Raw genomic sequence first — 13,020 nt, 5'->3', positions numbered from 1 at the left:
TGGTATGCTCCGCGGCTAGTTACCACCGAATCTCACGCGATGAAGCAGACGACAAACTACTACGACTTGCTGGAAGTCTCGCAGCATGCTGATCTGATCGAGATCAGTTCGGCTTACCTGAGAATTTCACGAGAGTTGGCGGCGGGAAACAGCCCGCTGCCCGAGGCTGAAGTTGAATTCAGGCTCCAGTTGCTCAAGCAGGCTTACGATGTGCTCTCCAATCCTTCGCGCCGCTCGGATTACGATGCCGGCCTGGTCATGCGCGGTGGCGAGACGGCAGGACTGGTGCGGCCGCTGCATGTCGAGGTCGCGCTGGAGTCATCAAAGTCGAGTCCGATTCGCAGGCTGCTGACGGTGATCGCCGGCGTCATGGTGATCGGCATGGTCATGCAGATTACCGTGATGTTCATGTCCTACCAGCGGGCCAAGGCGGTCATGGGGGAGGATCCGGCATCGCCGGCGGCCGAAAAGGTCTATCTCCAGGATTTCTACCAGACCTACGGTATCCGGGCGGCGAGCCGGGCCGAAGCCGATTTGTTGCTGGCCGACATGCGTCGCAAGGAGCAGGCCGAGCGTGACGACAAGCAGAAGCAGCGGCTGCAGGAGGACGAGGAACGCAAGCAGCGCCGTTTCGAGGAAGAGTCGCGGCGCCTCGGCGAAGAGGTTTCGGCCAATCTCCGCCGTGCCGAGCAGGAAGCTGAGCGCGCCAAGGCGGAAGAGCTTCGCCGCAAGGAAGAAAAGGAGCGCGCCGAGAAAGAGGCCGAACGGGCGCGTCGGGAGCAGGAAATCAACCGCTTCCGCGGGCGCAGCTTTCAGAACGAGGAGTAATGGCGGCTAGCGTTCGCCATCTTGCCGCCATGGAATTTTTCTCCGGAAAGCGATTCAGGCTGGTCGTGCTGGCGCTGCTGGTCGGATTCGGCATTCATTTCCTGACCGGCAAGAAAGTCAGCCAGCGCGACTTTGTCGGCAAGTGGCAGTCTGACCGTGCCGTCACCCCCATCCACCTGGCCGCCAATGGCGAATGGGAGCTTCGCAAGGACGACGGCACCCTCCTGCAATACGGCGTCTGGCGTTACGAGGGCAAGCAGATCATCTGGAGCATCAAGCAGGGTGGGCGGATTATCGACGATCCGAACCCCGTCCTTTCCGTCACGCCCGCTGAGTTTCGACTCCGGGAGCGTGATGGCCAGACGACCGTGTTCAAGCGACTGGACTGAGCCGGGGCGCTATCGTTAGAAGCCGATCTTCCGGCTTCGTCCCATCCGCGCCTGTTCGAAATCCCTGCCTTCCAGCCAGTTGCGGCCTTCCAGCTTGGCGGTGCCGAACGCGGCCATCAGACGCTTGCGCATGTCACGCGGTGGCAGCGAGCCGAGGCGTTCGAGTACCGCCTCGTCGGCCTCGGGCGGGAAGCCCCAGTCGTGCTGGCTGACGATGTCGCGGTAGAGCGCGGCGGCAATGGTGATTGCGGCATCGTGGTCGGGGCGCGGCACTTCGTAGACGTTCATCCGGTTGAGGATGGGTTCCGGAATGCTGCGCTCGTCGTTGGCCGTCGTCACCCACAGGATGTGCGAGGCGTCGATGTCGATATCGATGAACTCGTCCTTGAAGGCGCGGGCAGTGTCGCGTTCAAGCAGGCCGTAGAGCGCGCCCATCGGGTCATAGCGCGAATCGCCGCCGGCCTTGTCGACTTCGTCGAGGACGACGATGGGGTTGGCGAAATCGCCATGCACCAGCGTGTGCGCCACTTTGCCCGGCTTGGCGTTGCTCCACTGCGACGAGGCGCCGGACAGCACCCAGCCGGCCGTCAGCGAACTCATCGAGATGAATTCATGGCCGGTGCCTAGGTGGCTCGCCAGTTCGCGGGCGAAATGGGTCTTGCCGATGCCCGGTTCGCCGAGCAGCAGGATGGGCGTGAAACTCATCGGTTCGTTGCCGGCGACGGAGAGCGCGACGTACTTCTTCAGATCGTCGATGACCTCGCTGAAGTTCGGGCAGCTGTCGTAGAGATCGTCGATCATGTCAGCGCCGGTTGGGCGGACCAGGAAGCGGCCGCCGCCGCGCTGCTTCATCTTGTCGTAGAGGGTGGCCAGCGCCTCGTTGCGGTTGCCGGCCGCCTCTTCCATGGCGCGCTCGATGGCGCCTACGTCGTAGATGGTGCGCTCTTCAGCGACCGAGAGTCGGATTTCACTGTGGGCCATGATGACTTCCTCCATGCGCTCTTAAACCAGATAACGGATCAAGCGTGCTACAGCTTGAGTCAAGCATATCCCGTTCCCGGTTTTTGGTGGCGAGCGTGAAAGGCGTGAAGATGGCCTGCAGCAGGGGCTCGTCGAACTTGGCGAGGGTTCGGGGTGTCGTCTCTGTTTTGCCGGTTTTGCGACGACACGCGCAGCGAGCCGACAATTTTTGCCCCTGATTGGTGCGCTCAGTGTTCGGGGTAAAGCAGCTGCTGCGCGGTTTCGAACAGTTCGCGCTCTTCGAAGCGGACATGGTCGTTCAGCAAGGTGGCAAAGCGGGCCAGGGTTTCACCGTCCGGCTCTGCCAGGCGCCGGTTGAGTTCTCGAAGTTCGGCGTGTTCGGTCAGCGTGCGCTGCGCCAGATTGCTTGCGCCAGCAGCGGCTAGTGCTGGCAGCAGGTCTTTTTCTTCCGCCTGGAAGTGTGGCTCCAGTTCGTCACGGAAACGTTCGCAGATGGCTTCGGCGGCCTGGGTTATGGCTTCTAAAACTCCGGCGTCGCAGGCGAAGCGGGCCTGGCGGGCCATTTTGAGCGCTTGGTGGTGTTCGCGCGAGAGTTGCAGCAGGGCGGCATGGCGTTTCATCGGGCACCTCGTGGGGCATTGCGGCGAACCAGCGTCGCAATCGTGACAATAAAGACAATCAGTACCAGCCCGTTCAACAAGGCGGAATGGTGACGCAGGTCGAAATTGCCGGCCAAGCTGCCAAGTACACGTAGTGCCAACGTCAGGTGGAGCAGTACGAGGGAAAGGTAGAGGGCCGGGTGGTAAGGGATTTTGATGCGGGTGACGGCAGGGAAAATGATCGGTGCATGACCGAAGACCATGGAAAAAACGAAACCAAGGCCGATGGCGTGCAGCGCGGCATCGCGCCATGGGTGGCCGGGGGTGAAGGCGCCGGCCAGACCGAGCAGGCCGGCCACGAGCAACCAGGCATAGCCGGAAAGAAGGCAGGCGGCAATGAAGCGGGTCAGGCCCTCCGTCGCGATATTGCGGCGGGCGATGTCGTAACGCAGCAGCCAGAACGCCAGGGCGAGCAAGCCGGTGGAAAAAAGCGAGTTAACTGCGGTCAGTGCGCCAATGAGCAGAACGCCAACGATGCCGATGAACAGCTTCTGGGCGACCGGCGGCGTGGGTAGAAAACGGGTCAACTCAAGGCGTTCGCCTGCAATGGTCAGGACCAGAAAGAGCAACCACCACGCCACGGCAGTGCTGACGTTGCCGCTGGCCAGCCAGACGAGGTTGCCGACCAGCCAGCAGCCGGCTGCCAGTGTCAGGACAACGGTGAAGGCGGCCACCTGGCGGCGCAGGGCGACGGCACTGGCAGCAATCAGGCCGAATGCGGCGAGGCTGCCCAGGATTTGGCCTGCCAGCAGTGGGGCGCCGGCGATCAGGACAATGCCGCTGGCCCCGGCAGCCAGCGGGGCAAGATAGGCCCAGTTCCGGCCCGCCGCGACGGCACGTTCGAGGCTGATCACCGTGCCGAAAAAGGCGGCGATCATCAGTGGGCCATGCACGCCGGCTGCCTGCATGGCAGGGGCGGGGACTTCCCAGCCGAGCCGTGCCAAGCCGGCCATCACGCCACCGAGCAGCGAGAGCATGCCGAAAAACAGCAGCGGCAACCGGCCAGCGGGTTTCAGGTCAGCCATTTAAGCGCTGTCCGCCTCGTTCCAGCCCAGGCTCAGGCGGCATTTTTCGCTCATCATCGACGGTGCCCATGGCGGTTCCCAGACAAGGCGGATTTCCGGCTGGCAGTCAGCCGGCAGCACGCGCTCGAGTTCGGCGTAGGCGTCATCGACAATCATTTCGCCCATCGGGCAGGCCGGCGAGGTCATCGTCATCTCGATCAGCAGTTTGCCAGGGGCATCGAATTCGATGCGATAGATCAGGCCGAGATCGACGATGTTGGCCCCGACCTCGGGGTCGACCACCTTGCGCAGGGCGGTGCGGATCTGTTCGGTATCGAGAGCAGCGGTCATGGGCGGGGCGAGAAGTTAGAATGCAGGAAAGGCCATCCTAGCACCGCGTTTACCGGCCGTATTTAGCAGGGAGCAAAGAACATGGAACGTTTCACCATTTCGCTGGACGAGGATTTGGCCAAACAATTCGATCAACTGATCGCCGCCCGCGGCTACAGCAACCGCTCGGAAGCCGTGCGTGACCTGATCCGCGGTGCCATCGAAAGCGACCGTCAGCGTGAAACGCCTTCCGGCCATTGCGTCGGCAACCTGTCCTACGTTTACAACCACCACGAACGCGAACTGGCCGAACGCCTGACCGGCCTGCAGCATGATCACCATGACCTGACCGTGGCCGCCATGCACAGCCATCTCGATCACGACAACTGCCTGGAGTCAGTGATCCTGAAAGGCTCGACTGCCGATGTCCGCCGATTTGCCGATGCCCTGATGGCCGAGCGAGGCGTTCGTCACGGCAAGCTGAACCTGATCGCGCTGGAAGCGGAACATCATCACGCCCATGACGAACACGGTGAAGCCCATGTCCATTACCGTCCCGCCCGCTGATCTGTCGACGGAATCGCCGCTGCCGCCGGGCGGGGAGCAGGCCTGGATCGAAGTCATCCAGAAGATGGATGAGGTCTACAACGACCTCCTCCAGTACGAAGTCGCCCTCGAAGAGAAAAACGCCGCGCTCGAGGAGTCGCATCAGTTCATCGAGAGCGTGCTTGCCTCGATGTCGGACATCCTGATCGTGTGCGACCGCAATGGTGGCATCGAGGAGGTGAATTCCTCGCTCCAGCATTTCTCCGGCAAGACGGCCGGCGAACTGGAAAAGACACCGGTTTTCGACCTGTTTGCCGACGACGTCGAGCGGGGCAAGGCGCGCGAAATCTTCTCGCGTTTCGGCCGCGAAGGCGTCCATGACTGCGAGTTTTTCCTGCGTGCCGGCGATGGTTCGACCGTGCCAGTGTCGATGAACTGCACGCCGCGTCTATCGCAGACCGGCAAGCTGATGGGCATGGTCGTCACCGGTCGGCCGGTCGGCGAACTGCGCCGTGCTTATTCCGCCCTGCGTCAGGCCCACGATGATCTGAAACGGACCCAGGGCCAATTGCTGCACGCCGAGAAAATGGTTTCGCTTGGTCGGCTGGTCGCCGGTGTGGCGCACGAGCTGAACAACCCGATCAGTTTCGTGCTGGGCAATGTGTTGTCGCTGAAGCGCTACGCCAGCCGCCTGGAAAGCTATCTCGCTGCGGTGCATGCCAGCGATGCCGCAGACGATGAGGCGCTCAAGGCCATGCGCGAGGCGTTGCGCATCGATCGTATCCTGGCCGACATGCCGCACCTGATCGACGGCATGATCGAAGGGGCGGAGCGGACCCGCGATATCGTCGATGCCCTGAAACGCTTTTCGGCGGTGGACAAGATGACGTCGGAACGGGTCAGCCTCAACGACGTGGTCGAGCGCTCGGTCCGCTGGGTGGTGCAAAGCGCCCCGGCCAAGTTTGTGGTCGATATCGATTTGCCGCCGGATCTACGCTGCTCCGGCTCCTCCGGCCAGTTGCAGCAGGTGGTGATGAATCTGGTGCAGAATGCCAGCGATGCGCTGGCCAATCGGGCCGACGCCCGACTCCAGGTCAGCGGTAGCGTCGAAAACGCCATGGCGGTATTGCGCTTTACCGACAACGGCCCGGGGATCCCCGAGGAACACCTGAGCCGCCTGTTCGAACCCTTCTTCACCACCAAGCCGGTTGGTCAGGGCACGGGGCTGGGCTTGTCGATCAGCTACGGCATCGTCGAACGGCATGGTGGCAAGCTGAGCGCCGGCAACGTGCCGGGCAACGGGGCGGAATTCATCCTTGCACTTCCGGTGGAAAGCCGCTGACCAGTTGGCCGCTTTTTCTGGTGGTACCGGAAGGCGGAAATCAATACGAACAATGACTTATTGATCTGGCACGCTCTTTGTATGAAGATGTGAAAAACCTTCATACGGTGCCCTATGGAAACCCTGCCTTCTGATTGGCTGTCGCTGCTGATCCTGACCTTTGTGCTCGGCATGAAGCACGGTTTCGATGCCGATCACCTGGCGACCATCGACGGCCTGACCCGCTTCAACGCCCGCTCCCGGCCGGGTCTGGCGCGCTACTGCGGCACCTTGTTCTCGCTTGGCCACGGTGCCGTGGTCATGGCCATCGCGCTTGGCGTCTCCGCCCTGGCCGGCCAGTGGGCGGTGCCGGCATGGTTCGGTACCCTGGGGGCGCTTATCTCAATCGGCTTTCTCGTCGCGCTGGGCAGCTTGAACCTGGCCGCCGTGTTGCGCGCCGAACCGCATGAAGTCGTCCAGCCGGTGGGCATCAAGGGGCGCCTGCTCGGCAACCTGCGCCATGTCTCGCATCCGGCACTGATCGCGCTGGTCGGTGCGCTGTTCGCCCTTTCTTTTGACACGCTGTCGCAAGCCGCCTTTTTCGCGCTGACTGCGACCCAGTTCGGCGGCTGGGAGCACGCGCTGGTCCTGGCCCTGCTGTTCATGCTTGGCATGCTGCTGACCGATGGCATTAACGGTCTGTGGATCGCCCGGCTGATTGCCCGCGCCGATCAGGTGGCCTTGATCGCTTCTCGCGTGATGGGGCTGGTCGTCTCCGGCGTCAGCCTGCTGGTCGCCGCCTTTGGTGCCGCCAAGATGCTGTCGCCGGCCGTCGATGCCTGGAGCGAGGGAAAGGAACTGGTTTTTGGCTTTACGCTGGTGGCCATCATCGCCGTCAGCTTTGTCGCCGCCGTGCGGCTGACGCGTCGGCCGGCGCTGGCCTAGCCATTCTTGGAGGAGGCCGGGCAACCGGCTTTTTTTGGCGATGAGCGTAAGAAAAAAGCTAATAAGTTCCTATTTTCTGGCGGCCGTGAGCAGCGTCGGAGCACATGAGTCGGCTGAGCTTTCTACGGTCGAAGTGCGGGCCAAGGCCGAAAATCTGGAAGGCATCGCCGCGTCCGGCAGTGAAGGTGTGGTTTCCAGCCAGCGCCTGGCGGCCGTGCCCATCCTGCGCCCCGGCGAGGCGCTGGAAATGGTGCCCGGCCTGATCGTTACCCAGCACGCCGGTGACGGCAAGGCCAACCAGTATTTTCTGCGCGGCTTCAACCTCGACCATGGTACCGATTTCGCCACTTACGTCGGTGGCGTCCCGGTCAACATGCCGACCCATGCTCATGGCCAGGGCTACACGGATCTCAATTTCCTGATTCCCGAGCTGGTCGATCGCATCAGCTTCCGCAAGGGGCCGTACTTCGCTGAGGAAGGCGATTTCTCATCGGCTGGCGCAGCGCATATCGACTATTTCCGCCAGATGGATGCGTCGCTGGCGCAAATCACGCTGGGCCAGAAGGGCTATGTGCGCAACCTGTTGGCTGGCTCGCCGGAAGTGGGCCGCGGCAATCTGCTCTATGGTCTGGAATTGTTCCATAACGACGGACCGTGGGAAGTGGCCGAGAATTACCGCAAGTTTAATGGCGTGCTGCGCTATAGCCAGGGAACACGCAACGACGGCTTTTCGCTGACCGGCATGGCCTACCGGGGCCAATGGACGTCCACCGACCAAATTGCCCAGCGCGCCATCGACCGCGGGCAGGTCGGCCGCTTTGGCACCCTCGATTCGACGACCGGTGGCGAGACCAGTCGCTACAGCCTGGCCGGTGAATGGGCCAGGCGCTGGGCCAATGCCCAGACCAAGGCCAACGTCTGGTGGCTGAAGTCCAGCCTCGATCTGTGGTCCAATTTTCAATATTGCCTGAACGATGTCGCCCACAGTGGCACCTGTGACACCGGCGACCAGTTCAAGCAGGGCGAGCGCCGTCAGTCGGGGGGCTTTGCGCTGTCGCATGCGATGTTCGATCGCTGGGGCGCTTTCGAGGTCGAGAACAGCATCGGCCTGCAGAGCCGGATCGACCGTCTTAACCCGGTTGGTCTCTACGCCACCTCGGCCCGGCAGACCGTCGGCACTGTCCGCGAAGACAAGGTGACCCAGCGCAGTCTGACGCTGTGGGGGCAAAACGAAACGCGGTGGACCGAGTGGTTCCGTTCGGTCCAGGGCTTGCGTGCCGATGCCTACGATTTCGACGTCGAATCGAGCCTGGCTGCTAATTCCGGCAAGGCCAGCGACCAGATGGTGACGCCCAAACTGGCGCTGATTTTCGGCCCGTGGCAGAAAACCGAGCTCTACCTGAATTACGGCCACGGCTTCCATTCAAACGATGCGCGCGGGACGACGATCAAGGTCGATCCAGCTGACGGCACGACGCCAGTACAGCGCGTCAAGCCGTTGGTCCGCACCAAGGGTTACGAAGTGGGTGCGCGCAGCGAACCGGTCGCCGGCTGGCAATCGACGCTTGCCTTGTGGCAACTCGATGCCGCCTCCGAACTGCTCTTTGTTGGCGATGCCGGCACCACCGAACCATCACGCCCGTCGCGCCGCTATGGCCTTGAGTGGACCAACCTCTATGTACTCTCCGATTGGCTGGCGATCGATGCCGACCTCGCCTGGTCGCATGCCCGTTTCCGCGATCAAGATCCGACGGTCGGCGACTACATTCCCGGTGCGGTGGCGACGACTGCCAATATCGGCCTGACGTTCGATCACCTCGGCCCGTGGTTCGGGGCCTTGCGCCTGCGCTATTTCGGGCCGCGTCCGCTGATCGAAGACAACTCCGTGCGCTCCGGCAGTTCGGCACTGACCAACCTGCGTACCGGCTACAAGATCGACCAGCGTACCCAGTTGACCCTCGACGTCTACAACCTGTTCGATCGCAAGGAGAACGACATCGAATACTGGTACGACTCGCAACTGCGGGGAGAGGGCACCTCGGCCAGCGATCGCCATATTCACCCTGCCGAACCGCGTAGCCTGCGCCTGACCATCTCCCATCGCTTCTAATCCCGGGAAGTTGCCAGCCGGGGTGCGTCGATGAGCGCGCCCTTTTTATGACCGGCTTCGGATTACACGTAGATATTGCTGTAATTCATAATTACGCTTCCAGCCAGTGAACCTTTGGAGTAACCTAACGGGTTTTCCCTAATACCGATTGCCAAGGAGAATCCGTGGAAAAGGATCTGCGCGAAGCCGCTCTCGAATACCATCGCTGGCCCACCCCGGGCAAGATTTCCGTCCGCCCGACCAAGGGCCTGACCAACCAGCGCGATCTGGCGCTGGCCTACTCTCCGGGTGTTGCCGCCGCCTGCGATGCGATCGTCGAAGATCCGGCCACTGCTGCCTGGTATACCTCGCGCGCCAATCTGGTGGGGGTTGTGACCAACGGTACTGCCGTGCTTGGCCTTGGCAATATCGGCCCGCTCGCTTCCAAGCCGGTCATGGAAGGCAAAGGCTGCCTGTTCAAGAAATTTGCCGGTATTGACGTGTTCGACATCGAACTGGCCGAGAACGATCCGGACAAGCTGATCGACATGATCGCCGCCCTCGAGCCGACGCTCGGCGGTATCAACCTTGAAGACATCAAGGCGCCGGAATGCTTCTACATCGAAGAGAAGCTCAAGGCGCGGATGAACATCCCGGTCTTCCATGACGACCAGCACGGCACCGCGATCATTTCCGGCGCCGCCATGCTCAACGGCCTGAAGGTCGTCGGCAAGAAGATCGACCAGGTCAAGGTCGTCGTTTCCGGTGCCGGTGCGGCCGCCATCTCCTGCGTCAACCTGTGGTGTGAGCTCGGCGTCAAGCGCGAGAACATCACCATTTGTGACTCCAAGGGCGTCATCTACGTTGGTCGCCCGGGCGGCATGGACGAGACCAAGGCCCGCTACGCCCAGAATACCGACAAGCGTACCCTTGGCGAGGCGCTGGTTGGTGCCGATATCTTCCTCGGCCTGTCCGCTGCCGGCGTCGTCAAGCAGGACATGGTCAAGGCCATGGCCGACAAGCCGATGGTCTTTGCGCTGGCCAACCCGACCCCGGAAATCATGCCGGAACTGGTCAAGGAAGTTCGCCCGGACGCCATTATCGCCACCGGCCGTTCTGACTACGTAAACCAGGTCAATAACGTTCTGTGCTTCCCGTTCATCTTCCGCGGCGCGCTCGATGTCGGCGCCACGCGTATTACCGAAGAAATGAAGATGGCTTCCGTCCGTGCCATCGCTGAACTGGCCGAAGCTGAAGTGACTGACGAAGTCGCCATGGCCTATCCGGGCGCTGATCTGTCTTTCGGCCCGGAATACCTGATCCCCAAGCCTTTCGACCCGCGTCTGATCGTCAAGATCGCGCCGGCCGTCGCTCAGGCCGCCATGGATTCCGGTGTCGCAACCCGTCCGATCACCGACTGGGCTGCCTATCGCGCCAAGTTGTCTGAATTCGTTTATCACACCGGTGTCGGCATGCGGGCCATCTTCCAGGCCGCCCGTCAGGCCAAGGGCAAGCGCATCATTTTCGCCGAAGGTGAAGATGAACGCGTCCTGCGCGCTGCCCAGGTGGTGATCGAAGAGAAGTTCGCGCGTCCGATCCTGATCGGTCGTCCGGAAGTGATCGCGCACCGCCTCGAAAAGGCCAAGCTGCGCATCCAGCCGGGTGTCGACTTCGATGTCGTCAATCCGGAGTCCGACGAGCGCTATCGCGAATGCTGGACCGCCTACCACAAGGCCATGGCGCGTCAGGGCATTACCCCGGCCATCGCCAAGGAAGCCATGCGCCGCAAGCCGACCGTGATCGGCGCCATGCTGCTCAAGCTCGGCTACGCCGACGGCATGATCTGCGGCATGACTGGACAATATAGCCACCATCTCGGCGTAATCAGCCAGATCATCGGCAAGCGCGCCGGTGTCAGCACGCTGGCAGCAATGAACTACCTGATGCTGCCGGGCCGCTCGCTGTTTATCTGCGATACGCATGTGAACGAAAATCCGAATGCCCAGGAAATTGCCGAAATGACGCTGATGGCGGCCGAACAGGTCAAGCGTTTCGGTAGCCATCCGAAGGTGGCGCTGCTGTCGCATTCCAATTTCGGTTCCGCCAATTCCGAATCGGCACGCAAGATGAGCATTGCCGCTGGTCTGGTCTCCGCCATGTCGGCCGGTGAGCTGGAAGTGGATGGCGAAATGCATGGTGACTCGGCGCTGAATGAAGATCTGCGCCGTGAAGCGAATCCGGATTCACCGCTCAAGGGTGAAGCCAATCTGCTGGTCATGCCGAACATCGATGCCGCCAATATCTCCTACAACCTGATCAAGATGACCGGTGGCGAAGGCGTGACCATCGGCCCCATCCTGCTCGGTGCGGCCCGTCCGGCGCATGTGCTGACCTCGACGGCCACCGTCCGTCGTCTGGTCAATATGACCGCTCTGGCAGTTGTGGAGTCGATGGAGCGCTAAACCAGCCGTAACAAAAAGGCGCGGGAGGGAAGCCTCACCGCGCCTTTTTTATTTTCGGTTTTTTCTGATTGTGCCTGGAAGTACGGCCTGTCGCTGTTTTACTCGGTGAGCCCGGCCAGAATCTTGCCGTGGATGCCGCCAAAGCCGCCGTTGCTCATGACCAGGATATGATCGCCCGGTTGTGCGGCAATGACGATCTGGTCAACCAGTCGGTCCAGATTTTCCTCGACGATGGCGCGTTCGCCCATCGGTGCCAGTGCTTCGCGGGCATCCCAGCCGAGGTTGCCGGCGTAGCAGAAAGCTGCATCAACTTCGCGCAGGCTATCCGGCAACTGCGACTTCATCGTGCCCAGCTTCATCGTGTTCGAGCGTGGCTCCAGCACGGCCAGAATGCGGGCATTGCCGACCTTGCGGCGCAGGCCGGCGACGGTGGTGGCGATGGCCGTTGGGTGGTGGGCGAAATCGTCATACACCGTGACGCCACGTACTTCGCCACGGACTTCCATGCGGCGTTTGACATTGACGAAGCGGGACAGTGCATCGAGGCCATGGGCCAGCGAGACGCCGACATGGCGGGCAGCGAGCAAGGCGGCACAGGCATTGGCGCGATTGTGTTCGCCGGAGAGATTCCAGCGTGTGCGGCCAATCACACCCTCCGGGCCATGTAGCACGAGTTCACCCCGCGCATCGTCGCCGGTCACGCGATAACCGGCTGGATCGTTGAAGCGCTCGACCGGTGTCCAGCAGCCACGCGCCAGCACGCGGTCGAGGCTGGCTTCGGCGGCATTGGAAACAATCAGCCCGCTTTGTGGCAAGGTGCGCACAAGGTGATGGAATTGCGTCTCGATCGCCGCCAGATCGCTGAAAATATCGGCGTGATCAAACTCAAGATTGTTCAGGACAACGGTTCGCGGATGGTAGTGAACGAATTTCGAACGCTTGTCGCAGAAGGCCGTGTCGTACTCGTCGGCTTCGATGACGAAAAATGGCGTGTCACCCAGGCGGGCAGATACCCCGAAGTTCAGCGGTACGCCGCCGATCAGGAAGCCGGGGGCCATGTTGGCATCTTCAAGTATCCAGGCCAGCATCGAGGCGGTGGTCGTCTTGCCGTGGGTGCCGGCAACGCCAAGCACCCAGCGGCCCTGCAGCACATTCTCGGCCAGCCATTGCGGGCCGGAAACATAGGGCAGACCCTTGTCGAGAATGGCTTCGAGCAGCGGGTTGCCGCGTGAAATGGCGTTGCCGATCACGAACATGTCCGGGGCGAGGGCGAGTTGGGCCGTGTCGAAGCCTTCAATCAGTTCGATGCCGGCGCCGCGTAACTGGTCACTCATCGGCGGATATACATTGGCATCGCAGCCGGTGACTTTGTGGCCGGAATCAACCGCCAGTTGCGCAACGCCACCCATGAAGGTGCCGCAGATACCGAGAATATGAATGTGCATGTCACATTGAGCCGTTAGAAT

General features: G+C 61.8%; 12 protein-coding genes. 7 read left to right on the top strand and 5 right to left on the bottom strand.

The annotated features are described in order from the left end of the window. Positions 1-39: 39 nt before the first annotated feature. A complete protein-coding gene (locus DARO_RS20160; protein WP_011289676.1) occupies positions 40-828 on the top strand; it encodes a J domain-containing protein in 789 nt (262 codons plus the stop codon). Then, positions 828-1,217, top strand: coding sequence for a hypothetical protein (locus DARO_RS20155; RefSeq protein ID WP_011289675.1), 390 nt, complete (start codon positions 828-830; stop codon positions 1,215-1,217). Before DARO_RS20160 ends, DARO_RS20155 begins: the two co-directional genes overlap by 1 nt. A 15-nt stretch (positions 1,218-1,232) precedes the next feature. Here the strand turns inward: DARO_RS20155 and DARO_RS20150 are convergent, their stop codons facing one another. The 4 genes from DARO_RS20150 to DARO_RS20135 form a co-directional block, all read right to left on the bottom strand. Beyond that, a complete protein-coding gene (locus DARO_RS20150; protein WP_041224565.1) occupies positions 1,233-2,198 on the bottom strand; it encodes an AAA family ATPase in 966 nt (321 codons plus the stop codon). Positions 2,199-2,425: 227 nt separating this feature from the next. Beyond that, entirely contained in the window at positions 2,426-2,818 is a 393-nt protein-coding gene (locus tag DARO_RS20145) for a hemerythrin domain-containing protein (RefSeq protein WP_011289673.1), read from the bottom strand. Further along, positions 2,815-3,882 (bottom strand): DUF8744 domain-containing protein, encoded by a 1,068-nt coding sequence (locus DARO_RS20140; protein WP_011289672.1) that lies wholly within the window; start codon positions 3,880-3,882, stop codon positions 2,815-2,817. Before DARO_RS20140 ends, DARO_RS20145 begins: the two co-directional genes overlap by 4 nt. Continuing rightward, positions 3,883-4,212: a metal-sulfur cluster assembly factor gene (locus tag DARO_RS20135; RefSeq protein WP_011289671.1), complete on the bottom strand. Its 330-nt coding sequence runs from the start codon at positions 4,210-4,212 to the stop codon at positions 3,883-3,885. 81 nt (positions 4,213-4,293) lie between these two features. Here DARO_RS20135 and nikR point away from each other — a divergent pair, with 81 nt between their 5' ends. From nikR to DARO_RS20110, 5 genes are all read left to right on the top strand, one after another. Continuing rightward, complete coding sequence (nikR, locus tag DARO_RS20130) at positions 4,294-4,758, top strand: nickel-responsive transcriptional regulator NikR (RefSeq protein ID WP_011289670.1); 465 nt, start codon at positions 4,294-4,296, stop codon at positions 4,756-4,758. After that, positions 4,733-6,079 (top strand): ATP-binding protein, encoded by a 1,347-nt coding sequence (locus tag DARO_RS20125; RefSeq protein ID WP_011289669.1) that lies wholly within the window; start codon positions 4,733-4,735, stop codon positions 6,077-6,079. Before nikR ends, DARO_RS20125 begins: the two co-directional genes overlap by 26 nt. Before the next feature lie 114 nt (positions 6,080-6,193). After that, the gene (locus DARO_RS20120; RefSeq protein WP_011289668.1) at positions 6,194-7,003 is read left to right on the top strand and encodes a HoxN/HupN/NixA family nickel/cobalt transporter; all 810 of its coding nucleotides are present in this window, start codon (positions 6,194-6,196) and stop codon (positions 7,001-7,003) included. An 85-nt stretch (positions 7,004-7,088) separates the two neighbouring features. Further along, positions 7,089-9,113, top strand: coding sequence for a TonB-dependent receptor (locus DARO_RS20115; RefSeq protein ID WP_497463007.1), 2,025 nt, complete (start codon positions 7,089-7,091; stop codon positions 9,111-9,113). 164 nt (positions 9,114-9,277) lie between these two features. After that, complete coding sequence (locus DARO_RS20110) at positions 9,278-11,554, top strand: NADP-dependent malic enzyme (protein WP_011289666.1); 2,277 nt, start codon at positions 9,278-9,280, stop codon at positions 11,552-11,554. 98 nt (positions 11,555-11,652) lie between these two features. Here DARO_RS20110 and mpl read toward each other — a convergent pair whose 3' ends face one another. Continuing rightward, positions 11,653-12,999 carry a UDP-N-acetylmuramate:L-alanyl-gamma-D-glutamyl-meso-diaminopimelate ligase gene (gene mpl / locus DARO_RS20105; RefSeq protein ID WP_011289665.1) on the bottom strand — a complete coding sequence of 449 codons (1,347 nt, stop codon included), beginning with the start codon at positions 12,997-12,999 and terminating at the stop codon, positions 11,653-11,655. Between the last annotated feature and the right edge of the window lie 21 nt (positions 13,000-13,020).

This window comes from Dechloromonas aromatica RCB (assembly GCF_000012425.1).
Note: the sequence above shows the minus strand (reverse complement) of the source record. Positions and strands in the feature narration are given on the sequence as shown.

Excerpts from the sequence above, each read along its gene's own strand:
- DARO_RS20160 (WP_011289676.1), top strand. The coding sequence starts at position 40 with ATGAAGCAGACGACAAACTACTACGACTTGCTGGAAGTCTCGCAGCAT.
- DARO_RS20155 (WP_011289675.1), top strand. The coding sequence starts at position 828 with ATGGCGGCTAGCGTTCGCCATCTTGCCGCCATGGAATTTTTCTCCGGA.
- DARO_RS20150 (WP_041224565.1), bottom strand. The coding sequence starts at position 2,198 with ATGGCCCACAGTGAAATCCGACTCTCGGTCGCTGAAGAGCGCACCATC.
- DARO_RS20145 (WP_011289673.1), bottom strand. The coding sequence starts at position 2,818 with ATGAAACGCCATGCCGCCCTGCTGCAACTCTCGCGCGAACACCACCAA.
- DARO_RS20140 (WP_011289672.1), bottom strand. The coding sequence starts at position 3,882 with ATGGCTGACCTGAAACCCGCTGGCCGGTTGCCGCTGCTGTTTTTCGGC.
- DARO_RS20135 (WP_011289671.1), bottom strand. The coding sequence starts at position 4,212 with ATGACCGCTGCTCTCGATACCGAACAGATCCGCACCGCCCTGCGCAAG.
- nikR (WP_011289670.1), top strand. The coding sequence starts at position 4,294 with ATGGAACGTTTCACCATTTCGCTGGACGAGGATTTGGCCAAACAATTC.
- DARO_RS20125 (WP_011289669.1), top strand. The coding sequence starts at position 4,733 with ATGTCCATTACCGTCCCGCCCGCTGATCTGTCGACGGAATCGCCGCTG.
- DARO_RS20120 (WP_011289668.1), top strand. The coding sequence starts at position 6,194 with ATGGAAACCCTGCCTTCTGATTGGCTGTCGCTGCTGATCCTGACCTTT.
- mpl (WP_011289665.1), bottom strand. The coding sequence starts at position 12,999 with ATGCACATTCATATTCTCGGTATCTGCGGCACCTTCATGGGTGGCGTT.